This is a genomic window from Hanstruepera sp. CR43, assembly GCF_055227665.1.
Map to the genome: position 1 here is coordinate 2,947,941 of NZ_CP200078.1, position 25,519 is coordinate 2,973,459.

A 25,519-nucleotide genomic window follows, 5' to 3' on the forward strand; every position below is an offset into this window, starting at 1 on the left:
CTTAAACTATTTTCAACATGAAAAAAATTACATTATTATTTACTTTTTTAACTTTTAGTTTTGGGTTTTCCCAAAATGGCGGAGTAGATTGTGCCAGTGCTGTTCCAGTTACGGCTGGAACGTTTACAGGTACAACTATTACGGATAATAATCCCGGTGATAACGAAGACGATTTTGCTTGGTTTTCTTTTACAGCACCAGGTGATGGAACCCTAATATTGAGTTCTTGTGGCGGTGGAGATGATACACATGTCGTGTTATATGATGATTGTGCAGGTCCAGGTTTAATTGATAATGATGATCAATGCGATTTAGGTGATGGTAATGCTTGGGCTTCATATTTAGAATATGCGGTTACTAATGGCACTACTTACTACATTCAATGGACTGACAGATGGAGCTTTGGACCATTTGATTGGGAACTTGCCTTTTTAGGATGCGTGCCTCCAGCTGGAACAGTTGCTGTTGTTGATGATTGTGCGAATAACCAATTTACAATTGATGTTGATGTGACGGATTTGGGTAGTAATGGTGCATTGTCCATTACGAACAGTTTTGACGCTAATGTCGTTGCTGTTGATATGGGTATTAATACGTATTCTGTTGGACCATTCCCAGCTTGGAACATCAGTCTCTGTGTCAATTGTTGGAGATGATACTGATTGTGATATTAGTTCTGGCGTATTAATAGATTCTTGTCCACCATCTAATGATGAATGTGATGGAGCGATAGCTGTAGCTTGTGATGGCAATTATACTGGATCTACTGCAGGAGCAACCGATAGTGGTGGTAATGCTGCTAATGATGTTTGGTTCTCCTATACAGGTTCAGGTGTAGCTGAAGATGTTACCCTAGATTTATGTGCCTCTGCTTACGATACTACCATAAGAGTTTATACAGATTGTCCAGCTACTACTCAAATTTTATTTAATGATGATTCAGATATCTGTACCATGGGAACTAGATCGTATGGAACGTTTTCTTCTGATGGAACTACCACTTATTATATCATGATAGAAGGCTGGAACACATCTAATGGTACTTTTGATATGACAGTAACTTGTGCTGAAAATATTCCTGCACCAGCAAATGATTTATGTGCCAATGCTGAAGCTCTTACTCTAGATGTTCAAGCATCTGGTACAACTGCAGGTGCTACTGATGATTCTACTGGTGCTACCGATGATACAACTTGTGAAGGATTTACATTTAAATCAGATGTTTGGTATTCGTTTGTTGCTCCTGCTGATGGTGATGTAGGTATTATGACAACTATTACTGGAGCTTCTGATCAAGCTAGTGTGGCTGTTTATCCAGACTGTAACCAATTGGATGCTGATTCTATAGCTTGTTCTAGTGGCAATGGAGGTGAAACAGTAAATGTTACAGGTCTAACTTCAGGTAATACTTACTACGTTAGAGTTTGGAGTGATGGTATTGCTGCCAGAGAAGGAAACTTTAGAACTGAAGGGACATTCAATATTATTATTATGGACGCTACGTTATCTACTGAAGATTTCCAAGCTAATAGCCAGGAATTATTCACATATTTCCCAAATCCAGTAAGTAATAATTTGACTATCAAGGCTCAAAAGAATATTCAAAATGTATCTGTTTATAATATGCTTGGGCAAACTGTGATAAACAATGTGCCTAATGCTATTGAAAGTAATGTAGACATGTCTGCATTAAAGTCGGGTGCTTATTTTGTGAAAGTAACAGTTGAAAATCAAACTGAAACCATCAGAATTATAAGAAACTAATAATTCGTTATAATAATTAAAAAGCCACTCATATTGAGTGGCTTTTTTTATGGGTTTAGTTACATTTGTTATATGCAGCTAGAGTATTCATTCATTATTCCGGTCTTTAATCGCCCCAATGAAATTAAAGAATTATTGGAAAGCTTTGCTAACCTTGAGTTTACTGATTCTTTTGAGATTATTATTGTTGAGGATGGTTCTACCGAACCTTCTGTTGAAGTCGTAAATTCTTTCAAAAGCACCTTAAACATTGTATACCTTGTTAAGCCAAATTCTGGGCCAGGAGATTCAAGGAATTTTGGCATGAAACATGCCTCGGGCAATTACTTTATAATTTTGGACTCCGATTGTATTTTACCCAAAAATTATTTGTTTGAAGTTAATAAAAGTCTGCAATCGGAATTTGTTGATTGTTACGGTGGGCCTGATGCTGCAAAGGATTCATTTTCCATTTTACAGAAAGCCATCAATTTTGCGATGACCTCTTTTTTAACAACAGGAGGAATAAGGGGTGGTAAACGTAGTATCGATAAATTTCAACCTCGGAGTTTTAATATGGGGATTTCTAAAGAGGCCTTTTTAGCGACTAATGGTTTTGGCAACATTCACCCGGGAGAGGATCCTGACTTATCTATTCGCCTTTGGAAATTGAATTTTAAAACGAAACTTATACCGGAAGCTTTTGTTTATCATAAAAGACGCATTTCATGGGGCAAATTTTATACCCAAGTCAATAAATTCGGTAAAGTTAGACCCATACTCAACCTTTGGCATCCAGAAACGAAAAGGGTAACCTATTGGATCCCATTTTTATTTGTTTTTGGATTATTGATTTCCATTATTTTATTAGTATTTTATAATTGGTTTTGGCCAATATTGGTATATGGGTTTTATGTCACTCTCGTTTTTTTGGTATCCTTATGGAAAACAAAAAGTATATTGGTTGCATGCTATGCTATTATAGCTGTTTTGCTACAATTTATGGGGTATGGTTTTGGATTTATTGAATCTGTTTTTGCAATCAATGTTTTGAAGAAAGATCCAAAAGAACATTTTCCAGAATTATTTTTTAAGGCATGATTAAAAGTCTGAAATCGAAAATTATATCTTCAATAAAGAACAAGAAAATAAATATTTTCATTTTGTTCTTATCGATTTCTTTTGGTATTCTTTTGTTAACTAAACTATCTAGGTCATACACGAATACAATTGCATTTCATATTAATAAACGTAATGTTCCAGAAGAATATGTACTTTTTGATAATGATCGTGTTCTAAATGTAAGCCTGAAGACTCAAGGATTCAATTTATTAAAGTATTACGTCGGCAATCCAGTAATTGACATTGATTTTTCTAAAAACATTGTGAAAAATGATACTTGTTATATTTGGAATAGTTCAGTAGGTTATTCTGACATCATTGCACAATTTGATAAAAACGTTGAAGTGACTAATATCAATCCTGACACGTTAAAGTTTAAATATGATATTAATGCTACTAAAAAGGTACCCATAATTGTCAACCACAAACTAAATTTTAGTTTGGGATATGATTTAATCGAGTCTTTTAAATTACAGCCTGATTCAATCAGGATAATTGGTCCTGAAATGCTCATTTCAGAAATAAGCAGTATTCAAACAGATACCATTTTATTAAAAGATATAAAAAAAGATATTCAGGTTAAAATCAGTCTCAAGTTACCTGAATCAAAAGAAGAATTGAAATTTTCAGATACTTATACCAATGTGACTGCGCAAGTTGGTAAATTTACTGAAGGCAATCTTAAAATTCCTGTTCAAGTCATGAATGTACCCGATAGTTTAAACATTAAGTATTTTCCCAAGTTTGTCAATGTTTCATACTACACGAGTTTACAAAACTTTAATAATGTCAGCAGAGATGATTTTAAAGTTGAATGCAATTTTGCTGACCTTTCAGATAGTCAGCCATTTTTACGCCCCATAGTGGTGAAAAGCCCTAAAACAGTTAAAAATGTTAGAGTTGGTCAGCAGCAAATAGATTATATTATTACTGAATGAAAATAGTAGGTTTAACAGGAGGTATTGGAAGCGGTAAGACTACGGTCGCAAAAGTATTTAATGAGCTGGGAATTGCTGTTTATATAGCTGATGATGAGGCTAAAGCCTTGATGAACAGATCTAAAGTGATTAAACGCAAATTGATTGATTTATTTGGTGAACTAACCTATGCTGATAATGTACTCAACAGACCATTCATAGCTGATAAAATATTTCATGATAAATCATTACTTGAAAAAATGAATGGTATTGTTCACCCTAAAGTTAGACAACATTTTAATAGGTGGGTAAAAAAGCAAAAAGGCCCATATGTTTTGAAGGAATCAGCTATTTTGTTTGAGACAAATGGTTACAAAAACTGTGACTTCATAATTTTGGTAACAGCTCCAATAGATTTGAGAATTAAGCGGGTTATGGAACGCGATCATACTACAGCAAAAAAGGTCCAAGCTATTATGAACAATCAGTTAAGTGATGCTAAAAAAATGACCAAAGCTGATTTTATAATAGAGAATGTTGATTTAGATAAAATGCGTCAGCAAGTAATGGATACTCACGAAAAACTACTGATAATCAATTAATTACACTATTTTTTTAACATTTTTGTTAATGTAAGGTTAAATGCTAAGACATCTAAATGTTAAAATGTTAATTTTGAGCGATGAGCAAAAGGTTATTCATCATATTGGTGTTGTTAATGAGTTTGTCGCTGGTCGGAATTATTTTTGTTCAGGCATATTATATTAACAATTCCATTGAAAACGAAGAAGAGCAATTTGACTTTAATGTAAAAAAGGCATTAAGTTATACGGTTCGACAAATTGAAGAAGATGAATTAGATGGTTATTATAAAAAGTATCAAAGTTTAGTTGATCAAAAAAAACAAGCTGATACAGTAGCCATTTCTCAATTATTTATTTTCCAACAAAACAACGAAACCAATGAAACGCTCATTACCCGTAGTGGTATACTAGAAGAAAACTATAAGTTATCTTCATCGCTCTTTGACATAGGTTTAGATAGTTTAAACATTAAGCGTATTCTTAACAGTTCGGAAACTAAAATTTTTAGTAATCAGCCTTCACTTGATAACGAAATAAATATAAACCCTATTTCCAGTATTATGAAGTCTGGACGGTTAACAGAGGCTGAAAGAATAAGTTTCGACGAATCCTTCAAACTATTTGCTAGCAGAATTCCAATCCACAAGCGTGTTGATGAAAAGGAAATATCAAGATTGTTGAGTGAAAAATTAGAAGAAGATGGGATTGATTTAAATTATGAGTTTGCTATTTATAGTAATGATTTAGCAACAAAAGTACAAAGTGACAATTTTGAATTACAAAAGGCATCTACATTCAGTATTCCGGTTTTTACTAGTGAGATAAGTAAAAATGATTACAGATTGTTAGTGAACTTCCCCAAGAGAAATAAGTTTGTGCAGTCTTCTATAATCAGAATGACATTGTTGTCCATCATATTCACCTCTATTATTATCATTGCATACTCGAGTGCGTTATTGCAATTATTCAAGCAACGTAAAATTTCGGAAATTAAGACTGATTTTATCAATAATATGACGCATGAGTTTAAAACGCCCATTGCAACCATTAACTTGGCATTGGATGCTATAAAGAATCCTAAAGTTATTGAGGACAAAGAGCGGGTTATGAGATATCTTCAAATGATTAAGGATGAGAACAAGCGTATGCATGCCCAGGTAGAAAATGTATTGAGAATATCTAAACTTGAAAAAAATGAATTAAACATTAGTAAAGACCGTGTAAAATTGCATGACTTAATTGAAGATGCCATTACACATGTGGAGCTTATTGTTGAGGACAGAAAGGGATTTATTAAAACCCATTTGGAAGCAGATAAATCATCGATTTTAGCAAATGAATCACATTTTACTAATGTAATCGTTAATATTCTGGATAATGCCATTAAGTATTCTCCAGATGCTCCTAAAATTGATGTTTACACTGAAAATGTAGGTACAAACATCATTTTAAAAATAAAAGATCAGGGTAGTGGTATGAGTAAAGCTGCCCAAAAACGTGTGTTTGAAAAGTTTTACAGAGAGCACACAGGTAATATACATAATGTAAAAGGACATGGGCTTGGATTAGCATACGTCAAACGTATAGTTGACGATCACCAAGGGCACATATCTGTAGAAAGTGAAAAAGAAAAAGGAAGTACCTTTATTATAAAACTTCCATTAATATCATAAGTTATGAGTGACGTACAAAAGAAAATTTTATTAGTAGAAGACGACCCGAATTTCGGAACCATTTTAAAGGATTATTTAATCATGAACGACTATGAAGTAACCCATGCCAAAAATGGCATGGAAGGTTTTGAGAAGTTCAAAAAAGATGATTTTGATCTTTGTATTTTGGACGTCATGATGCCTTATAAAGATGGTTTTACGCTTGCGAAAGAAATCAGGGAAAAAAACACCGAAGTGCCTATAGTCTTTTTAACCGCTAAAGCTATGAAAGAAGATGTTTTAAAAGGTTATAAAGTAGGTGCTGATGATTATTTAAATAAACCTTTTGATAGTGAAGTACTACTAATGAAAATAAAAGCTATCATGCAGCGTAAGGCTACCGAAACGGTTGCAGATAGTAAGCAGTTCCAATTTAAAATTGGGGACTTTGATCTAAACTCGAAACTTCGCTTCTTGACTTATAATGGAGGCGAGCAAATTAAACTGTCTCCCAAAGAAAATGAATTGTTACGCCTTTTGGCATTGCATGAAAACGATTTGATGCCACGGGAATTAGCTTTGACGAAGATCTGGAGGGATGATAACTATTTCACATCAAGAAGTATGGATGTTTATATTGCCAAATTACGAAAGTATTTAAAACTGGATCCAAAAGTTGAAATTCTAAATATTCATGGAGAAGGGTTTAGGCTAGTCATTAACAATGAAGAATAGAATTCAATAAGTTTCTTTTAATTATAATTAAAAACCCAGCATTGCTGGGTTTTTTTAATACTTGTCATAGTCATCAATGCCAAAGGCTTTATTGTAGGAATCTTGGTCAATACTATTGCCTTCCGATGAATCATAGTCAACGGCAATTTTCCAAACACCATTTACTTGTCTTAATATCACATGAAATTTACCATAATAATTTTGCTCTTGTTCGGTGTTGGGATTCAAGGATAATTTATAAATGCCTCTTTCCGAAGCGGCATTATCATCGTGCAATCGTTCTAAAAACCGGAAAGAAATAGTTTGTTTACTCGAACTGTTATTCCATCTTTCTTTGTATCCGGCAATGTAAGTTTCTTTACCTTGAACGCGTTTGCCATCACCACTTATTCGCACTAGATCGTCAGTATGTAACTTGCCAAAAAGACTGTAATTATGGGTTTCAAATGCGATAGTGAATGGTTTCCAAATTTGATTATCTATAGCTTTCAGAGTTTCTTCGTTTTGGGAATAGCTAAATGAAATTCCAAAAACACAGATTAAAATGAATAATTTTAGTTTTCTCATGATGAAATTAATTTTCTATCAATATAATCAATAACAGTATTTAATTTATATTCAAAGTCAAACCATTCAATGGTTTCATCTTTTCTAAACCAAGTCAGCTGTCTTTTAGCGAAGCGTCTAGTGTTTTTCTTAATTTCGGAAATAGCAAATTCCAAAGACCATTCATTGTCCAAATAATTAAACAACTCTTTATAGCCAACGGTATTTAAACTATTTAAATTTCTATGTTGATATAAACTTTTTACTTCATCTAATAACCCATCTTTCATCATGTTATCGACTCGTTGATTAATTCGGTCGTAAATAACTTTACGATCAGCTGTTAAACCAATACTTATGGTTTGGAATGGCCTATTGCTTTTACTTTTATTGATAAATGATGAATAGGGTTTGCCAGTACCAATACAAATCTCCAGAGCGCGCATCACACGATGTGGATTATCAATGGCAATTATTTTATATGTTTTGGGGTCCAACACCTCAAGTTGTTTTTGCAGCGGTAATAAACCATCCTCATTAAAAGTTTCAGTTAATGATTTTCTTATGGTTGAATCTACTTTTGGAAAATCATCAAGCCCTTTCGTAACGGCATCCACATAAAGTCCTGAACCACCAACCATGATGATAACATCGTGTTTTTTAAAGAGCTCTTCCAATTTAGTTAAGGCATCTGTCTCAAATGATCCCACATTATAATCTTCCGTTATGGATTTGTGGTGTATGAAATGATGTGGTGCTTCCTGAAGTTCATCGGGAGTTGGTGCTGCAGTTCCAATTTGCATTTCTTTAAAGAATTGACGTGAATCTGCAGAAATAATTTCCGTTTTAAAGTGTTTTGCTAAAGCAATACTTAAGGATGTTTTGCCTATTGCTGTGGGACCAACAATTGAAATAAGTGTTTTATTTGTCATGGTGTAATTTACAACCACATTTAAAACAATATTCAGCACCATCAACATGTTGTTCATTTAAACAATTTGCGCAGCATTGTGAGTTTAAGTGAACTATGGGTTCATTGGGATGTGGTGGTATTGGTCCTGAGTTTAAATCATCATTGGCTTTCTTGGTATATTCCGCGGAAACAATGCCTGTTGGTACAGCAATAATACCATAACCAAGAATCATAATAATGGTTGCAATAAATTGTCCCAATGGCGTTACTGGCGCAATATCTCCAAAGCCAACCGTTGTTAAGGTTACAATACACCAATACACACTTTTCGGGATATTGGTAAAACCACTCTCTTCACCTTCAACTAGATACATAATGGTTCCAAATATGACAGCTGCAATCAATACGGCAAACAAAAAAACAGAAATTTTAGCACGACTGGCCTTTATAGCTGAAGCTAAATGGTTTGAAGCCCCTAAATAACGCGCTAACTTTAGAATTCTGAAAACTCGTAATAATCGTAATGCCCGTAATGCAATCAATGCATGAGTTCCTGCAAATATGAGTGATAAATATTTTGGAATGGTTGAAAGTAAATCTATAACCCCATAAAAACTGGTGATATATTTTATGGGTTTTTTAACGGTAATGATTCGTAATACGTATTCGATGGTAAACAGAATAGTGATAACCCATTCAGAAATATTAAGAAATGTATGGTATTTGGCATCAATGCTTTTAACACTTTCCAGCATGACCAATAAAATACTCGCTAAAATAGCTATGAGAAGAACAACATCAAATAATTTTCCGGCAGGTGTGTCGGCCTCATAAATAATTTCATGAAGTTGATCTTTCCAATTTTTTAGTTTTCTTTCTGTCATAAACCGATATGATACTAAAGATAATTTATTTTTTCTTAATGACTATGAGTGAATTATTTTCAGAGTTAACAATTTGATCCATAAACTTTTTTAAATAACGATAGTATTCACGCTCATATATTTCCTTATCAAAATCAATTTTATAATAAATTCGAACTATGTTGCCGTCTTTTAAAACCTTAAAAATTAACTCTCCTGAATTATTAGGTAGTTTAGCATTAAGAGGTTTTGGAACTTCAACTATCTCGTAGCTTTCATCAACATGCACCGTTAAATTGTATAAGAAAGAGTCTTTGTATCCAAAATCTATTGGATAGGTTCTTTCTTGGAGTTTGAATGGGTTCTCTTTGAAAAACTTGAATACAAAAGGATCTAAATAAATGACACCTCCTAAATCTTCTGCAGAAAACTCGAATCCCACAGTCTCAACAAAATTGAAACTAGTTTTTTCTTTTTGCTCCACTTCATGATTAAAGATATCTAATTCGGGATAATTGTCTTTTATAGATTTATAATAATTATCAGGATTATCAGCATAGGCTTCTTTTTTGGAAAGAGCATGATAACCGGTAATATTTGCATTCAGTATGCCAGAAATAGACCCTCCAGAATCGACTTCTAGTTCAACCTTTCTAGAGATTGTGGAACTTTTACTAGGTTTAATATCTACCCATTCACTCCCATTTTTAAAATCTAATTTCCTTCCATATTGGTTTAGAGCTCTAAATGGCAACATTCCAAAACTTAAGTATGGATCGGTAGCATCCAAATGATATATTTTATTATTTATTTTTGCTTGAACGATTAAATAATTAAAGTCAGATATTACTGGGTATATTTTTGTTGGTAAACCATTATTTCTTGTAGATAATAATATTGGGTATACCTCTATATTGTTTTCGTTTAAAAGATTGTGCAAGAGGATATTGATTTCTGCTACATTTCCAGATTTTTCACGCACTAAATCTTTAACTGATGATTCATTGTAAATGCTGTAGCGTTCATTCCATTTAAAATTATCTTGTACAAACTTGTATATAGCTTCAGCTCGTATTAACGGATTATTTTCATTTGCAATTTCACTAGGAAGATCTACATCCGAAGAAACATTTTTTTTAAGCTGTCGTCCAATGCTTTGTTCGGTTTTCAATTCTTTATCCACCGCATCCCAAGTTTTTGAGATATGATCTACAGTTCCATCAAACTTATTTACTGTTCGTAATTCATAATCAATTCTTGATAAGTAGTTTTCTCGAGTGGTCATGTAATCTTCTTCGATGAATGCTGGTATGTCCTTCATGATGTATACAGAATTTGCACAGTCTGCATAGGTTCCATTGCCTCCTTCAATACACCTGTCTTTTTTATAGGCGTCATTAGTAGATAGGGAAAGCGGACCCACCAACTTGATATTGTAATCGTAAATTGCTGGTATACTCGTATGGTATTCACTATGTAATTTTGGGATATCATCTTGAAACTCCCAAGCTTTAAACTTATAAATAAATGGAGATTCTATAGAGTACCCATAAGTTATTACAGAACCTTCTTTGATATTTGGCATCGTAAACTTAACCAATGTATAATTATCATTATAGCGTTCTGTAAATATCTGATCTTCAGTTAATGATGTTTTTTGAATTTCGCCATTGACTAAATTTTGTGTTATGGCGCGAATATTTGAAATTTTTTCTTTTGATTTATCATTGTTGTAAAGATAAATGCTTATGGTTGCTTTTTTAAAACCATTTCTATTTAAAATCTTAAGTTTTTGTTTGAATTCAAATTTAAGATCAAAAGAAGCATTATCTATGAAGCTATTCCCATATTCATATATAACTAAAGCATTTGCAGTTGAATCTTTTGAAAAATTACTTAATTCTAAATCATCTCTTGTGACAATGAAATTTTCTGAATTAAAACTGTCTTGAGCATAATTGGATAGTCCTAAAATCAGGAAGATAAATAAGTAAAATACTTTCATAATTAATTCAATTGAATGATTTTTAGCTTTTTGTTACGTCTTAAGTAGCTTTGGATAATATGTTGGGCATCGCGATTGTTTTGCATAGGAGTAATGATGGTACGTAGCACTTCAATATTAGTTATCTGATAATTTAAATCAAAATAACCTAGCCCTTTAAAAATACCATTTTCAATTAAAATGGCACAACGTTCTTCAATGTCACGACCTCGATCAATTACAACCATATTTTGTTTATCATAACTATTTTTTGAAATTAAAGCCAATACACGAGAATTGTAGGCTTCACTATGTTCTTCTTGGATGCAGGCACCTAGGCACAAATCAATATTGTAATTGAAGCAGCTTTTTTTAGTTGGGTAAAGGCCCACAAGTTTTTGACAAAGATTAAAATCATCTACAGCTTTAAATAAAAAGCTTTTGGCACTTTGTCTATTTGAGAATGTGGTAATAGGTTTTTTTCTACCATCGGCTTTGTCAATTTTAAGATTGATGTAACCTTGGTCATCCTGAAAACTATATAGGGCATGGGTAAACAAGCTTCGGCGTAAAGCTCTGTTAAATAATGGTTTGATACGTTTTATCTCTTCGCTTTCTTTCAATAGCGCAACCAATTCACTACCTGTTTTTTCATAGGTTATACTCGATACTTGACGCTGTAATTTTTTGGATTTAGGACTGGTATTTGTAAAATGCTGACTGATTCTACTTTTGATATTTTTACTTTTACCAATGTAAATAACATCACCGTTTTCGTTGTGAATATAATAGACTCCAGTTTCGTTGGGCAATTCATTGATGATTTGCTTGAGATTAGGTTCCATTTGATACTTGGGCTCTACACGAATAGCATCCTGAACAATAAATCTTTCTAAATCTTTTGAAAGCAACATTTTAAAAAGTTTTACTGTGGCCACCGCATCTCCATTAGCTCTATGTCTGTCACTTACTGGAATGCCAAGGGATCTTGCCAGTTTACCCAAACTATAAGAATCCTGACCAGGAATGAGTTTTTTTGCCAATTCAACTGTACACAATGTTTTGCGTTTGAATCCAAAACCTAAACGTTTAAATTCAGTTCTTAAAATCCGATAGTCAAATTGAGCATTATGGGCAACTAGTATACAATCGTCAGTAATTTCGACTATGCGTTTGGCTATTTCGTAAAATTTTGGAGCAGTACGCAACATATTGCTGTTTATACCTGTTAGGTTGACCACAAATGGCTGTATTTCGCGTTCTGGGTTAACTAAGCTGATAAATTGATCCACCACTTTATGGCCGTCAAATTTGTAGATTGCAATTTCAGTGATACCTTCTTCATTGTATTTGCCTCCAGTGGTTTCTATGTCTAATATTGCGTACAAAAAGTGATTCTATTGATGTGTTTTAGTGTGAATAATTCCGTTCTCCAAAAATACTGCTTCCTATTCTAACCATAGTGCTACCACAAGATATGGCTAAATCATAATCGCCACTCATGCCCATTGAAACAGTCTTTAAATGGCAGTTTTTAGATTGGATGTTTTTTAGTTCTTCAAAAATGGTTTTTAAGGTTTTGAACTCCTTTTCAATTTGATTCGTGTCTTCAGTAAAGGTAGCCATTCCCATAACACCGACAATGTTGATATGGTTCAGTTCCTTGAGTTCATTAGATTCTAAAATTGTTTTGGCATCCAATGGAGTCATTCCAAATTTGGAATCTTCTTCAGCAATTTTTATTTGCAATAGACAGTCAATGACACGGTTGCTTTTTTTGGCTTGTTTGTCTATCTCTTTCAGGACCTTAAAGTTTTCAACACCGTGAATTAAACTCACAAAAGGTGCCATATATTTTACCTTATTCCGCTGAACATGACCAATCATATGCCATTCAATATCTTTAGGCATGTGTTCATGTTTTTCAACCATTTCTTGAATCTTATTTTCACCAAAAACACGTTGACCAGCATTATAAGCTTCCATAATTGAGTCAATAGGCTTTGTCTTGGAAACTGCAACGAGAGTAACATCTTTAGGTAGTTTGCTTTTTATTTTTTTAAGATTTTCTGAAATAGACATATTAAAACTCATATATGGTTACGCCACTTCGTAACTTGGGTTCAATGAAAGTAGATTTTGGGGGCATTTTTAGGCCATCATCAGCTATTTGCTTCATCTCATTAATATTTACAGGAATCATACCAAAGCCAACGGCAAAAGCACCACTATCAACCTGACTTTTTACGTTAACCACATCTTTTTTGCCATTACTGTACATTATACGTAAATCGTTACGTAAATCAGTAATGCCCAATATGGGTTCCAAAATGGTTTTAAAAAGGATTTGTGCGTCTAATGCATCTAAAGATGTTTCAAAGGAATATAGCGATTTTCGAAGATACAGTGAGTAGAATTCACCATCTAGATACATGCTAAAATGATGCTTTTTAGATGGCTTATAAGGCATTTTACCACGATTTTCTATTCGATAGATGGTATCTAATTTTATTAGAAATTCTTCTTTTGTCAAACCATTTAAATCTTTAACCAATCTATTAAATTCATGGATTCTTAAATCCGATTCCGGAATTAAATAACTCATAAAATAATTGTAGGTTTCTTTTCCAGAATGATGTGGATTTTGAGATTTTTCATCCTTATATAATAAATAAGAAGATGCTGAACGATGATGACCATCAGCTATGTAAATGGTTGACATGTCTTCAAATTCTTTTTGAATAATATCAATGGAATTTTTGTTTTCGATCAGCCACAGATAATGTGTGTCGCGATAGGTCGTCGTAAATTCAAATTCTGCACGTTCTTGTTGGACTTCCCCAATAATGGTGTCTATTACCTGATTGTCTGGATAGGTAAGTAATACAGGTTCGGCATTAAACCCTACGGTTTTCAGATAATCCTTAAAAATAATTTCTTTATAAGCTAATGTGTCTTCGTGCTTTCGAATAATATTATTTTCATAATCTTCAGCGCTTGCAGCAGCAATAATGCCGTTGAATTCCTGATTGTCTCTATCAACAATTTTATAGACGTAATAACAAGCTGTTGGGTCTTTAATAAAAATGTCATCCTCTTTAAACTCCATGTAGCGATTTCTAACTAGCTGATAACGTTCAACACCAGTTATTTCGCGATCGTATTTGTAACCTGGATTTACAATATGTAAAAATGAAAACGGGTTGTAATCCAGACGGGCTTCCCGTTCGGCTTGGGTATAAGTTTGGTAAGATCGTGAAGCAACCAGACTCACTTTATCCCTGGTTGGACGTACGGCTTTAAAAGGAATGATTTTAGCCAAACTATTTTATTTAGAAAATTGCTTTGCTACGGTTTCAGCTTTTCTACTTTCAGAGTAATCATAAAACCCTTCGCCAGATTTTACACCCAATTTACCAGCTCGTACCATATTAACCAATAAAGGACAAGGTGCATATTTTGGATTTTTGAATCCTTCGTACATGACATTTAAAATAGACAGACAAACATCTAATCCTATAAAATCAGCCAATTGCAGTGGTCCCATAGGATGAGCCATACCCAACATCATAACCGTGTCTATTTCTTTGACACCAGCTACACCATTGTAAAGGGTTTCAATAGATTCATTTAACATAGGCATTAAGATTCTATTGGCAACAAACCCTGGATAATCATTAACTTCTACCGGAACTTTACCTAACTGTTTTGATAAATCCATAATCGTATTGGTTACGTCATCACTTGTGTTGTAGCCTCTAATAATCTCAACCAATTTCATAATGGGCACAGGATTCATAAAATGCATGCCAATGACCATATCAGGTCTGGATGTAACAGCACCAATCTGGGTAATAGAGATTGAGGAGGTGTTGGTGGCCAAAATGGTATCATCTGGACAAGCCTCATCTAATTGTTTGAAGATGTTTAATTTCAAATCCACATTTTCAGTAGCAGCTTCTACTACCAAACTGGCATATTCAACACCTTCTGTGATACTTGTAAATGTGGTGATGTTTCCAAGAGTCTCATCTTTTTGAGATTCTGTTATTTTTTCTTTGGCTACCATGCGATCCAAATTTTTGGCAATGGTATCCATACCTCTCTTTAGGGAGGCTTCACTAATGTCAATTAATTGCACTTTAAATCCGTTTTGGGCAAAGGTGTGTGCAATACCATTTCCCATTGTTCCTGCTCCAATAACAGCTACATTTTTCATATTAAAAGAATTTTTCCACGAGTTGTGGTTATTTGTTTTATTTAGTTTATAAATTGATTGATAATCATCGTAGCAACGCGAAGGGCTTCCGTACCATCATGTAAGGTTACTACTGGTTTGGTATTATTTGTGATGGCTTCGGCAAAGGTTTCCAATTCATCTAAAATAGCATTGTTTGCAGCTACTTCAGGATTATCAAAATAAATTTGTTTTTTGACGCCTTCAGCATTTTGAAGCACCATATCAAAATCACCAGGTACTTCTGGAGCATCTTTCATTTTAACTACTTCACATTTCTTTTCTAAAAAGTCCACTGAGATGTAAGCATCTCTTTGAAAGAAACGTGTTTTTCGCATATTCTTTAATGAAATTCTACTGGCGGTTAGATTAGCAACACAGCCATTTTCAAATTCTATGCGTGCATTGGCAATATCAGGAGTATCACTGATTACTGATACACCGCTGGCAGAAACCTGCTTGACTTTAGATTTAACCACGCTCAAAATAATGTCAATATCATGAATCATTAAATCCAATACAACTGGGACATCAGTTCCTCTGGGATTAAATTCGGCCAATCGATGCGTTTCGATAAACATGGGATTTTCAATTTTATCCCTGACAGCTATGAAGGCAGGATTAAAACGTTCCACATGACCAACTTGTCCGCGAATATTATGCTGCGCTAACAGCTCTCTTATTTCTTCGGCTTCTTCTACTGTATTCGTGATAGGCTTCTCAATAAATATGTGCTTACCATGTGCAATGGCTTTTTTTGCACAATCATAGTGCGAAAGGGTAGGCGTTACAATATCCACCATATCGACAGCCTGAATTAAATCATCAATAGAGGAGTAGTATTTATAACCAAATTCGGCTTCTACTTTTTTGGCATTAGCTTCATCAGCATCATAAAATCCAACCAATTCATATTTATCAGACTGTTGCAGTAATCGCAAATGTATTTTTCCAAGATGACCAGCACCAAGAACACCAGCTTTTATCATCGTATTTTCGTTTTCAACAAAAATAAGGTTTTTAACCATTTTTTTGCATGAATTAGGGCATAAAATCCGGCTAGTCAGTTTCGATAAAAAAATGGTCAATTTTTAATTTTTAGGGTCAAAATGTTTGATTAATTTTAACCATCAAAAAAGGCACCCATTGAAAGATACTTTTAAGCACAAAGGCATGCGTCAAAAATTAGTCAAGACGATTGAAGCCAAAGGAATTAAGGATAAAAATGTTTTGCAAGCCATTGGCAAAATACCAAGACATTTGTTTATGGATTCCGGTTTTTTGGATCATGCCTATCAAGATAAGGCGTTTCCCATTGCTGCCGATCAAACCATTTCACAACCTTATACCGTAGCTTTTCAAACAGAATTATTGCAAGTGGAAAAAGGTGACAAAATATTAGAAATAGGCACCGGAAGCGGTTATCAAACAGCTGTTTTATGTGAATTAGGAGCGCAAGTTTTTAGTATTGAAAGACAAAACGAATTGTTTAAGAAAACGAGTAAATTTTTGCCAAAATTAGGCTATAGGGCGAAAAAATTAATTTTTGGAGATGGTTATCAAGGATTAAAAGAAGAAGCTCCCTTTAAAGGTATCATTGTAACTGCAGGTGCACCTTTTGTGCCCAAACCACTTTTAGGTCAATTGGCTGTTGGTGGTCGACTGGTTATTCCAGTAGGTGATGCTGTTCAAACGATGACCCTTTATATTAGAAAGGGTCTTAAGGAGTTTGAAAAACATGAGTTTGGTGAATTCCGGTTTGTACCTCTTTTGGAGGATAAAAATTAACTCTTATAAGTGCCTAGATTTTTAAAAATATAGACTATTGGAAAAACAGTCATACCAATTATTAAAATGATAATCATGTAATTAATAGCAGGATTAATTTTTTTAGAAATATCCATCGCTATGTTTATTATTTCAAAACTTATTATTGAAAACAAAAAGGCTATACATAGGTTTAGACACCGTATCATTTTTGTTGCATCTGAATAGAATTTTTCAGCATTTTCTGGTGTAATTTTTTGCGGGTAATTGAAAATGTGTGGAAACTTATTCAAATAAAAACCGCCATAAACTACAAGGAAACCAATTATGTTTAATGCCCAAATAGAATCTTTACCGCCATAGCGGGTCACTTTTCCAGAATAATTGAAGTGCATAGGTATATTTTCAGGTAAACGGCTATAATGGATAATGGTATAAATTAACGAGCAAAAAATTAATCCCCAAGTCAAGTATTCGAGGAATAAATCTGTTTGTGATTTTACTAGGGTTAATCTTGGTCTGTCGTCATAAAACATACAATGACGAATTTATTCTTTTGGTAAGTAGGTTTCTGGTATGGGATTATCAGCGGTTTCCTGTTTCCAATAAATGTTTATGACCCACCAGCGAGTTCCATCATTCAAAAGTTGAATACTATTGATGCCACGCATAAAAGGTTTTTCGTCTGTTTTATTGTGATAGGATTCATAGGTGCTGAACACTTGAGTAATTTGTCCGAAAGAGTCAGTGGTTCTATTGATTTCCACTTCGTGGAATCCGTTTTCAACTAACCATTTACCTGAAGATTTAATATAATCACTTGGAGTCATATATCTGGCAAGGTATTTACCTTCTTGGTTTCTCCCCGTTGGAATTAATTTAGCATCTGGATGAAATAAAAATTTAAATAAATCCCAATTTCGTTCTTCTCCCTTGTCACCTGAAATAACTTGATATAATGTTTTAATTGTAGCGTCTAAAGTAGATACATTATCAGCATACATAATGGTTTTGTCTTGCGCAGTAGTGATTGATGTAGCTAATAGAATGACTGAAAGAATTAGTGTTTTTTTCATGGTGATTATGATTAGTAGTTTTTCTTTATTCTATCCAAACGAACTTTGTTTTCTCGGTCTTTTATGGTTTCGCGTTTATCATAAAGCTTTTTACCTTTGGCCAGGGCGATATCCATTTTGGCGAACCCTTTTTCATTAATAAACAACCGTAACGGAATAATGGTTAAACCGGTATTTTGGACTTCCTTTTCTAATTTTTTTAGTTCCCGTTTATTAAGCAACAATTTACGTTCGGCCTTGGGTTTGTGATTGTAATAGGTTCCATATAGATATTCTTCTATGGTCATATTGATAACGAACAGCTCGCCACGATCGTTAAATTCGCAAAAACTTTCGGCAATAGAGGCTTTACTGTTTCGAATCGATTTTATTTCTGTACCTGTCAAAACAATTCCAGCGGTATACTTATCTAGAATTTCGTATTGAAATTTAGCTTTTTTATTAAGTATGTTAATCTTTTTCTGCATAAGGTCAAAGGTAACCAATTAAGTTACTACTGGAAATTAATTTCTAAAAGGACATCTGTAGTGTGTTTTTCAGACATGGTAACGATATATAATTGGCCATTGTTGAGGTCATCGATATCGTCATATTTGTCAGTGTCTATTAGTTTATTAACTAAAGATGGTGTTGTGTCGCTATGGCCTACAATAAGTACATTTTTTCCTTTATTTGCATTTTTAAAAGACTGAATATCCAATTGTTTTGGGTTATAAATCATGATCTCCAAGTGATTGTTATTTGCCAAAGGCATAGCAGTTTCTTGAGTTCTATGAAAATCAGTTGAATAAATGGCATCAAATTTCACATGTTTTAGGATGTTACTCCAGTGCTGTGCCCTTTCATGCCCTTTTTTAGTCAAATGAGGGTTTTTGTTGCTTGGGTCACTTCGATCTTTTTCAGCATGACGAATGAGATAAAAAGTAGTAATGCCTTCGCTTAAGGTGTTTTGAGCTTGAGATTTAAATGTGAATGCCATTAGAATAACAAATGAAAACAAATACTTCATGTAGTTATGATTTGCAATAAAGATACCAAATAATGGCTCGTTTAAGCCAGTTCTAAAGCAATTTCAATCATTTCCCTAAAAGTGGATTCACGCTCTTGACTGGTGGTGCGCTCTCCAGTAACCAAAGAATCTGAAATGGTTAAAATGGACAGTGCGTGCACATTATGTTTTGCTGCAACCGTATATAATCCGGCAGTTTCCATTTCTACACAAAGAATACCGAATTTGGACCATTTTTTATAGGATTCAAAATTATCGGCGTAAAATTCATCCGAAGTAAAAACGTTTCCAGCTTTCAAAGGGATATTTTTGGCTTTTGCGGCCTCAACGGCTTTTTGAAACAAACCAAAATCTGCTGTAGGCGCATAATCAGCACCTCCAAAACGTAATTCATTAACTCCAGAATTAGAAGAGGCAGCCATAGCTAAAACAATATCGCGTACTTTCACATGTTCTTGATAAGATCCAGCACTTCCGACTCGAATCAGGTTTTTAACATCAAACTCATTGATTAATTCATGGGCATAAATAGAGATACTGGGTACGCCCATTCCAGTTCCCATAACTGATATACGATTTCCGTTGTAAGTACCTGTGTATCCAAACATATTACGTATTTTGTTGAAGCAAACGGGGTTTTCTAAAAATGTTTCGGCAATCCATTTAGCTCGAAGTGGATCGCCAGGTAATAAGATGGTTTCGGCAATATCGCCTTTTTTTGCTTCAATATGTACGCTCACGCTGCAGGTTCTTGATATAGTGTTTTACTTTCTGATACCATATTGACACCAGAAGAGGTGCCAATTCTATCGGCTCCCAAATCTATATATTTTTTTGCAGTTTCCAAATCTTTAATACCACCAGATGCTTTAATCTTGGCTTGATTTTTAACTGTCTTTTTGATCATTTTCACTGCTGTTAATGTCGCGCCACTCTTTGCAAATCCAGTTGAGGTCTTTACAAAATCAGCTTTAGCATCCACACATATTTGTGATGCTTTTACTATTTCGTTTTTTGATAGTTCGCTAATCTCAATGATGACCTTTAAAGGAATTTTTCCAATGGCTAACTTAACGTCTCTAATATCTTTATAGACACTAACAAAATTTTCACTTTTCAACATTCCAATATTCATAACCATATCAATTTCATCAGCTCCTGATGCTACGGCTTGTTTAGCTTCAAAAACTTTCGTTTCTGTTGTGCAAGCTCCCAATGGAAATCCAACTACGGTACAAACTTTGACATTGGATTTTGACACCAGCTGTTTAGCAAAGGCAACATAGGACCCGTTAACACAAACTGAATAAAACCGATACTTTTTGGCTTCTGCGCATAAATTTTTGATATCCTTTTGGCTCGCAGAAGGTTTCAGAAGCGTATGGTCTATATAATTATTAATTTTCATAGTAAATGTAGGTTAAGATGTTGTAAAAATACGATAAACTGCACGTTTTATTGCATTTTTAAGCAAATTTTAGACGAACGGTAAGCGTTTTTTTTCAATTTATTGAATATGAATTTATTACATATTTGTTTATATAAGTACGATTTTGATAAAATATTGGATTGAATTTAGGCTTTATTTAACGTTTCAATAAAAAAAAGCAATGCGCTTCTTAATTAAAAGATTTGCATTGCTTTCAAACTAACTAACCAACTATTAATGAAAACGGAATAGTTTACAATTTATTACGTCGTTTCATTAAATTTCTTCAGTTACTAGATCCCCTTGATTTCTAAACACCAATCTATCGTCAAAAGCATCTAGAAGTATAATGCTATCGGTTGTCACTCGGCCAGATAAAATCTCTTTACTTAACTGGTTGAGTACTTCTTTTTGTATAACACGTTTAACAGGTCGAGCGCCATATTCTGGGTTGTAACCTTTTTCAGCCAGATATTCAATGGCTTCTGGAGTAGCATCGAATGTGATGCCTTGTTTTGCAATCATTTTGGTAACACCTTTTAATTGTAAACCAACAATATCTTTAATGTTCTCCTTAGTTAGAGGTGTAAACATGATAGTATCATCAATACGGTTTAAAAACTCGGGTCTAACCGATTGTTTTAATAAGGCTAATACATCTATTTTTGCGGCTTCCATTGCAGCATCAATATCTTTAGTCGCATCAAAGCGCTCCTGGATAATTTGGCTGCCCATATTAGAGGTCATAATAATAATGGTGTTTTTAAAATCGGCAATACGACCTTTATTGTCAGTTAAGCGGCCTTCATCCAAAACTTGTAATAAGATATTAAATGTATCAGGATGAGCTTTTTCGATTTCATCCAATAATACTACAGAATACGGCTTACGTCTAACAGCTTCTGTTAATTGACCACCTTCATCATAACCAACATAACCAGGAGGCGCACCAACCAAACGGCTAACAGCATGACGCTCTTGATACTCACTCATATCGATTCGTGTCATGGCATTCTCATCGTCAAACAGGTATTCTGCCAGGGCTTTTGCTAACTCCGTTTTACCAACTCCCGTTGTACCCAAGAACAAAAAGGTTCCAATAGGTTTTTGAGGATTTTGTAAACCAGATCGGCTTCGTCTTACGGCATCACTCACGGCTTCTATAGCTTCTTCTTGGCCAACCACACGTTTATGCAATTCATCTTCTAGCTTCAATAGTTTTTCACGCTCACTTTGCAGCATTTTAGTTACCGGAATGCCTGTCCATTTAGCCACCACTTCAGCGATATCATCATAGGTAACTTCCTCTTTGATAAGTGAACTGCCACTTTGATTTTCCTGTAATTCCTTTTGAAGCTTTTCCAAATTTTCTTGGGCTTCTTTTATTTTGCCATAGCGGATTTCAGCTACTTTACCGTAATCGCCTTCACGCTCGGCACGCTCGGCTTCCAGTTTGAAGTTTTCAATATTTGATTTGGTCAATTGTATATTATCAACCACTTCCTTTTCACTTTTCCACTTCGCGTTTATTTCATTCCGTTCTTCTTTCAAATTCGCCAGTTCAGACCGCAATGATTTTAATTTAGCTTCATCTTTTTCGCGTTTGATAGCCTCAATCTCGATTTCCAATTGCATGATCTTACGATCTAAAACGTCCAGTTCTTCTGGTTTGGAATTGATCTCCATGCGTAATTTTGAAGCTGCTTCATCCATTAAGTCAATAGCCTTGTCAGGCAGAAAACGATTGGTGATGTAGCGCTCTGATAATTCTACAGCACCAATAATGGCTTCATCCTTAATACGAACCTTATGGTGAGTTTCATATTTCTCCTTGATGCCACGCAATATTGAAATAGCGCTTTCTGTGTCTGGTTCATTGACTGTTACCTTTTGGAAACGACGCTCCAATGCTTTATCCTTTTCAAAATACTTTTGGTATTCGTCTAGTGTCGTGGCGCCAATGGCACGCAATTCACCTCTTGCCAAAGCTGGCTTTAAAATATTAGCTGCATCCATAGCGCCTTGTCCGCCACCAGCGCCTACTAGCGTATGAATTTCATCAATAAAGAGCACAATGTCTCCCTCGCTCGTAGTCACTTCTTTGATAACAGCTTTCAGGCGCTCTTCAAACTCACCTTTGTATTTGGCACCAGCAATAAGTGCTCCCATATCTAAAGCGAAAATTTGTTTTTCCTTCAAATTTTCGGGGACATCACCATCTATAATTCTATGGGCCAAGCCTTCTGCTATGGCTGTTTTTCCTGTGCCTGGTTCACCAACCAGAATAGGATTGTTTTTGGTTCTACGTGACAAGATTTGTAAAATACGTCTTATCTCCTCATCACGTCCAATAACAGGATCTAGTTTACCATCTCGAGCTAACTGATTGAGGTTCTTGGCATATTTGCCTAAAGCATTATAGGTTTCTTCTTGACTTTGGGATGTCACACGGTCTCCTTTACGCAATTCTTCAATAGCGGCAGTTAAAGCTTTTTCAGTGACCCCTTGGTCTTTAAGCATTTGAGCTACTTTGCTATTGGATTTAAAAACAGCAAGTATTAAATGCTCAACAGAAACGTATTCATCTTTCATTTTTTTGGCAATGATGGATGCCTCATTTAAAGTTTTACTAGCCTCACGTGATAACATAATATCACCACCTGATACTTTAGGATAACTCTCAATTTGCTTATCTAATGCTAATTCTAAAGTATTCACATTGACATTCAGTTTCTTTAAAAGAAAAGGTAATACGTTTTCATCAACATTGAAAAGAGCCTTAAAAATATGCTCGTTTTCTATTTGTTGATTCTCGAAGCTTTGAGCAAGCTGTTGTGCTTGCTGAATAGCCTCTTGCGATTTTATAGTATAATTGTTAAAGTTCATTGATTTATTTTTTTTCTTAATAATGTTGCGTTGTTTATGAGATCAATGTCAATTATCCTACCACTTTAAATCGTAAGACAAAATGTCTGCTTGAGGCTTATATTTAGTGACTTTTCGTCAGTTTTGATTATTGAATTAAGTTTGATTAATTATTAAGGATTAACACTCTTACGATGTGAATTTATTCTGTGGATTAGTAACTTTGGTAACAATTTTGATTATGAATAATTCGTATCTTTAAATTACTTGCACCAATTTTAAGTGACAGTAACAATTAATCAGAATAAAGAATCTTTTACACTAAATATTAGAGAATGCTATGGATTTTATTGATTATTATAAAATTTTAGGAGTCGATAAGTCAGCTTCCCAAACTGATATTAAAAAGACCTACAGGAAGTTAGCACGGAAATATCATCCCGATGTCAACCCCAATGACGATGCGGCTCAAAAGAAATTTCAACAAGTCAATGAAGCGAACGAAGTTTTAAGTGACCCAGAAAAACGTAAAAAATATGACCAATATGGTAAGGATTGGCAACATGCTGATGCTTTTGAGGAAGCCAAAAGACAAGGTGCTCACCAAGGAGGTGGTTTTGGAGGTCAACGCGGAGGAACTTACCAGCGTTATTCGTCAGAAGATTTTGATGAAGCTGATTTTTCTGATTTTTTTAATTCCATGTTTGGTGGAGCCAGAGGGACACGAGGTTCTCAAGGTGGATCGGTGAAGTTTCGGGGTCAGGATTTTAATGCCACTTTACAACTACATTTAAAGGATGTTTACACTTCCCAAAAACAAGTGCTGACCGTCAATGGTAAAAACATCCGATTAACCATCCCAGCTGGTGTTGAAAATGGTCAGACCATAAAAATAAATGGTTATGGTGGCGAGGGTGTCAATGGTGGACCTAAAGGCGATTTATATATTACCTTCGATATTTTACCAGATAGAAACTTTAAACGAGATGGTGCTAATTTGTATACTGAAGAAACCATAGATCTTTACACGGCTGTTTTGGGTGGCGATGTACATATCAACACCTTTACTGGTAAGGTGAAGCTAAAGGTGAAAGAAGGTACGCAAAATGACACTAAAGTAAGACTTAAAGGAAAAGGTTTTCCGGTCTATAAAAAAGAAGGTCAGTTTGGAGATTTGTATGTGACATTTAAGGTTGAGATACCAAAAAAATTAACAAATGAACAACGAGAATTATTTGTAAAACTCTCTAAATTAGGTTGATATGAAAGATAAAGTATTGGTAAGCGTGAACGAAATTATGATACATCATCAACTTGATGAAACTTTTATAAATCAAGTAGAAAACTATCAATTGGTATCATTTGTTATTAAAAATTCCCAAAAATTCATAATAGCTGACGAGATGCCTCGTATGGAAAAAATTATCCGATTGCATTATGACTTGGATATAAATATGGAAGGTATAGAAGTTATTAAGAATATGCTGGATAGAATGGAGGCCCTGCAGAATGAAGTCAGAAAATTACAGAACAGGCTTCATATTTATGAGTAGTTTGAGTGTAAGATTTTGAAATGTAAACGACCTATTTAAAATAATTGATGAAATGATGACTTATTATGGGAATACTAAATAAACTATTTGGATCTACAGACCCCAAAGAAACGAAGCAATTACCTTGGATTCCATTAAATGACACCCAGCAGCTAAATCATATAACCGAAAAATCCAAAACTAAAACCCAAGTAATTTTTAAACATTCTACGCGCTGTGGTATCAGCAGAATGGTCATGAATCAGTTTATTGAAAATTATCAGTTTACTGAAAAAGATCTGGATTTATATTATGTGGATTTATTGTCCTATAGAGATGTGTCGAATGAAATTAGCTATAAGTTTCAGGTCATGCATGAGTCACCACAATTATTGGTCATTAAAAATGGTTTTACGGTAGCACATGTCAGTCATGGTGCTATCAATACGATGTCATTACGACAATTTGTTTAGGAATTTATAAATAATCTCAAACCACATTAACATCAAAATCCAGCTATTTTTTGTAATTTCAGCAGTCTAATT

General features: G+C 34.3%; 27 protein-coding genes. 11 read left to right on the forward strand and 16 right to left on the reverse strand.

Features of this window, described 5'->3' with window-relative positions:
• Positions 1-17: 17 nt before the first annotated feature.
• From ACKXGU_RS13515 to ACKXGU_RS13545, 7 genes are all read left to right on the forward strand, one after another.
• On the forward strand, positions 18-656 hold the full coding sequence (locus ACKXGU_RS13515; protein ID WP_463465800.1) for a hypothetical protein: 639 nt from the start codon (positions 18-20) through the stop codon (positions 654-656).
• Positions 637-1,764, forward strand: coding sequence for a T9SS type A sorting domain-containing protein (locus tag ACKXGU_RS13520; protein ID WP_463465801.1), 1,128 nt, complete (start codon positions 637-639; stop codon positions 1,762-1,764). The genes ACKXGU_RS13515 and ACKXGU_RS13520 overlap by 20 nt, the downstream gene beginning before the upstream one ends.
• A 72-nt stretch (positions 1,765-1,836) precedes the next feature.
• On the forward strand, positions 1,837-2,844 hold the full coding sequence (locus tag ACKXGU_RS13525) for a glycosyltransferase family 2 protein (RefSeq protein WP_463465802.1): 1,008 nt from the start codon (positions 1,837-1,839) through the stop codon (positions 2,842-2,844).
• Positions 2,845-2,906: 62 nt separating this feature from the next.
• Positions 2,907-3,803, forward strand: a complete 897-nt coding sequence (locus ACKXGU_RS13530; protein WP_463465803.1) for a CdaR family protein — start codon at positions 2,907-2,909, stop codon at positions 3,801-3,803.
• Positions 3,800-4,384, forward strand: coding sequence for a dephospho-CoA kinase (gene coaE / locus ACKXGU_RS13535; protein WP_463465804.1), 585 nt, complete (start codon positions 3,800-3,802; stop codon positions 4,382-4,384). The genes ACKXGU_RS13530 and coaE overlap by 4 nt, the downstream gene beginning before the upstream one ends.
• Before the next feature lie 80 nt (positions 4,385-4,464).
• A complete protein-coding gene (locus ACKXGU_RS13540; protein ID WP_463465805.1) occupies positions 4,465-6,039 on the forward strand; it encodes a sensor histidine kinase in 1,575 nt (524 codons plus the stop codon).
• 3 nt (positions 6,040-6,042) lie between these two features.
• On the forward strand, positions 6,043-6,753 hold the full coding sequence (locus ACKXGU_RS13545; protein WP_463465806.1) for a response regulator transcription factor: 711 nt from the start codon (positions 6,043-6,045) through the stop codon (positions 6,751-6,753).
• Positions 6,754-6,807: 54 nt separating this feature from the next.
• On the opposite strand, the gene ACKXGU_RS13550 is transcribed toward ACKXGU_RS13545, so the two are convergent.
• Genes ACKXGU_RS13550 through ACKXGU_RS13590 form a run of 9 tightly spaced genes read right to left on the reverse strand, consistent with a single transcriptional unit; the run spans position 6,808 to position 16,285 of the window.
• Complete coding sequence (locus ACKXGU_RS13550) at positions 6,808-7,320, reverse strand: YybH family protein (protein ID WP_463465807.1); 513 nt, start codon at positions 7,318-7,320, stop codon at positions 6,808-6,810.
• A complete protein-coding gene (gene miaA / locus ACKXGU_RS13555; protein WP_463467437.1) occupies positions 7,317-8,279 on the reverse strand; it encodes a tRNA (adenosine(37)-N6)-dimethylallyltransferase MiaA in 963 nt (320 codons plus the stop codon). Before miaA ends, ACKXGU_RS13550 begins: the two co-directional genes overlap by 4 nt.
• The gene (locus tag ACKXGU_RS13560; protein WP_463465808.1) at positions 8,221-9,096 is read right to left on the reverse strand and encodes an ion transporter; all 876 of its coding nucleotides are present in this window, start codon (positions 9,094-9,096) and stop codon (positions 8,221-8,223) included. The genes miaA and ACKXGU_RS13560 overlap by 59 nt, the downstream gene beginning before the upstream one ends.
• A gap of 25 nt (positions 9,097-9,121) precedes the next feature.
• Positions 9,122-11,080, reverse strand: coding sequence for a hypothetical protein (locus ACKXGU_RS13565; RefSeq protein WP_463465809.1), 1,959 nt, complete (start codon positions 11,078-11,080; stop codon positions 9,122-9,124).
• Between the two features lie 2 nt (positions 11,081-11,082).
• Positions 11,083-12,447, reverse strand: coding sequence for an exonuclease domain-containing protein (locus ACKXGU_RS13570; protein WP_463465810.1), 1,365 nt, complete (start codon positions 12,445-12,447; stop codon positions 11,083-11,085).
• A gap of 22 nt (positions 12,448-12,469) precedes the next feature.
• Complete coding sequence (locus tag ACKXGU_RS13575) at positions 12,470-13,141, reverse strand: YggS family pyridoxal phosphate-dependent enzyme (protein WP_463467438.1); 672 nt, start codon at positions 13,139-13,141, stop codon at positions 12,470-12,472.
• 1 nt (position 13,142) lies between these two features.
• Positions 13,143-14,381, reverse strand: coding sequence for a DUF1015 domain-containing protein (locus ACKXGU_RS13580; protein ID WP_463465811.1), 1,239 nt, complete (start codon positions 14,379-14,381; stop codon positions 13,143-13,145).
• Positions 14,382-14,387: 6 nt separating this feature from the next.
• Positions 14,388-15,278, reverse strand: coding sequence for a 3-hydroxyacyl-CoA dehydrogenase family protein (locus tag ACKXGU_RS13585; RefSeq protein ID WP_463465812.1), 891 nt, complete (start codon positions 15,276-15,278; stop codon positions 14,388-14,390).
• 41 nt (positions 15,279-15,319) lie between these two features.
• Positions 15,320-16,285: a Gfo/Idh/MocA family protein gene (locus ACKXGU_RS13590; protein ID WP_463467439.1), complete on the reverse strand. Its 966-nt coding sequence runs from the start codon at positions 16,283-16,285 to the stop codon at positions 15,320-15,322.
• Between the two features lie 157 nt (positions 16,286-16,442).
• Between ACKXGU_RS13590 and ACKXGU_RS13595 the strand changes: the two genes are divergently transcribed.
• Positions 16,443-17,084, forward strand: a complete 642-nt coding sequence (locus tag ACKXGU_RS13595; protein ID WP_463465813.1) for a protein-L-isoaspartate(D-aspartate) O-methyltransferase — start codon at positions 16,443-16,445, stop codon at positions 17,082-17,084.
• Here the strand turns inward: ACKXGU_RS13595 and ACKXGU_RS13600 are convergent.
• From ACKXGU_RS13600 to clpB, 7 genes are all read right to left on the reverse strand, one after another.
• Positions 17,081-17,599 carry a DUF1648 domain-containing protein gene (locus tag ACKXGU_RS13600; RefSeq protein ID WP_463465814.1) on the reverse strand — a complete coding sequence of 173 codons (519 nt, stop codon included), beginning with the start codon at positions 17,597-17,599 and terminating at the stop codon, positions 17,081-17,083. The two genes, ACKXGU_RS13595 and ACKXGU_RS13600, sit on opposite strands and share 4 nt — an antisense overlap.
• A gap of 12 nt (positions 17,600-17,611) precedes the next feature.
• The gene (locus ACKXGU_RS13605) at positions 17,612-18,139 is read right to left on the reverse strand and encodes a hypothetical protein (RefSeq protein WP_463465815.1); all 528 of its coding nucleotides are present in this window, start codon (positions 18,137-18,139) and stop codon (positions 17,612-17,614) included.
• Positions 18,140-18,150: 11 nt separating this feature from the next.
• Positions 18,151-18,606: an SsrA-binding protein SmpB gene (gene smpB, locus ACKXGU_RS13610; RefSeq protein ID WP_463465816.1), complete on the reverse strand. Its 456-nt coding sequence runs from the start codon at positions 18,604-18,606 to the stop codon at positions 18,151-18,153.
• A gap of 26 nt (positions 18,607-18,632) precedes the next feature.
• A complete protein-coding gene (locus tag ACKXGU_RS13615) occupies positions 18,633-19,148 on the reverse strand; it encodes a phosphoglycerate mutase family protein (protein ID WP_463465817.1) in 516 nt (171 codons plus the stop codon).
• Between the two features lie 41 nt (positions 19,149-19,189).
• Complete coding sequence (gene deoD / locus ACKXGU_RS13620) at positions 19,190-19,888, reverse strand: purine-nucleoside phosphorylase (protein ID WP_463465818.1); 699 nt, start codon at positions 19,886-19,888, stop codon at positions 19,190-19,192.
• A complete protein-coding gene (gene deoC / locus ACKXGU_RS13625; protein WP_463465819.1) occupies positions 19,885-20,556 on the reverse strand; it encodes a deoxyribose-phosphate aldolase in 672 nt (223 codons plus the stop codon). The genes deoD and deoC overlap by 4 nt, the downstream gene beginning before the upstream one ends.
• A gap of 297 nt (positions 20,557-20,853) precedes the next feature.
• Complete coding sequence (gene clpB, locus ACKXGU_RS13630) at positions 20,854-23,463, reverse strand: ATP-dependent chaperone ClpB (RefSeq protein ID WP_463465820.1); 2,610 nt, start codon at positions 23,461-23,463, stop codon at positions 20,854-20,856.
• Between the two features lie 319 nt (positions 23,464-23,782).
• Between clpB and ACKXGU_RS13635 the strand changes: the two genes are divergently transcribed.
• The 3 genes from ACKXGU_RS13635 (at position 23,783) to ytxJ (ending at position 25,447) form a co-directional block, all read left to right on the forward strand.
• Positions 23,783-24,703 (forward strand): DnaJ C-terminal domain-containing protein, encoded by a 921-nt coding sequence (locus ACKXGU_RS13635; protein ID WP_463465821.1) that lies wholly within the window; start codon positions 23,783-23,785, stop codon positions 24,701-24,703.
• A 1-nt stretch (position 24,704) separates the two neighbouring features.
• Complete coding sequence (locus ACKXGU_RS13640) at positions 24,705-24,995, forward strand: chaperone modulator CbpM (RefSeq protein ID WP_463465822.1); 291 nt, start codon at positions 24,705-24,707, stop codon at positions 24,993-24,995.
• Between the two features lie 65 nt (positions 24,996-25,060).
• Positions 25,061-25,447 (forward strand): bacillithiol system redox-active protein YtxJ, encoded by a 387-nt coding sequence (gene ytxJ / locus ACKXGU_RS13645; protein ID WP_463465823.1) that lies wholly within the window; start codon positions 25,061-25,063, stop codon positions 25,445-25,447.
• Positions 25,448-25,519 lie beyond the last annotated feature (72 nt).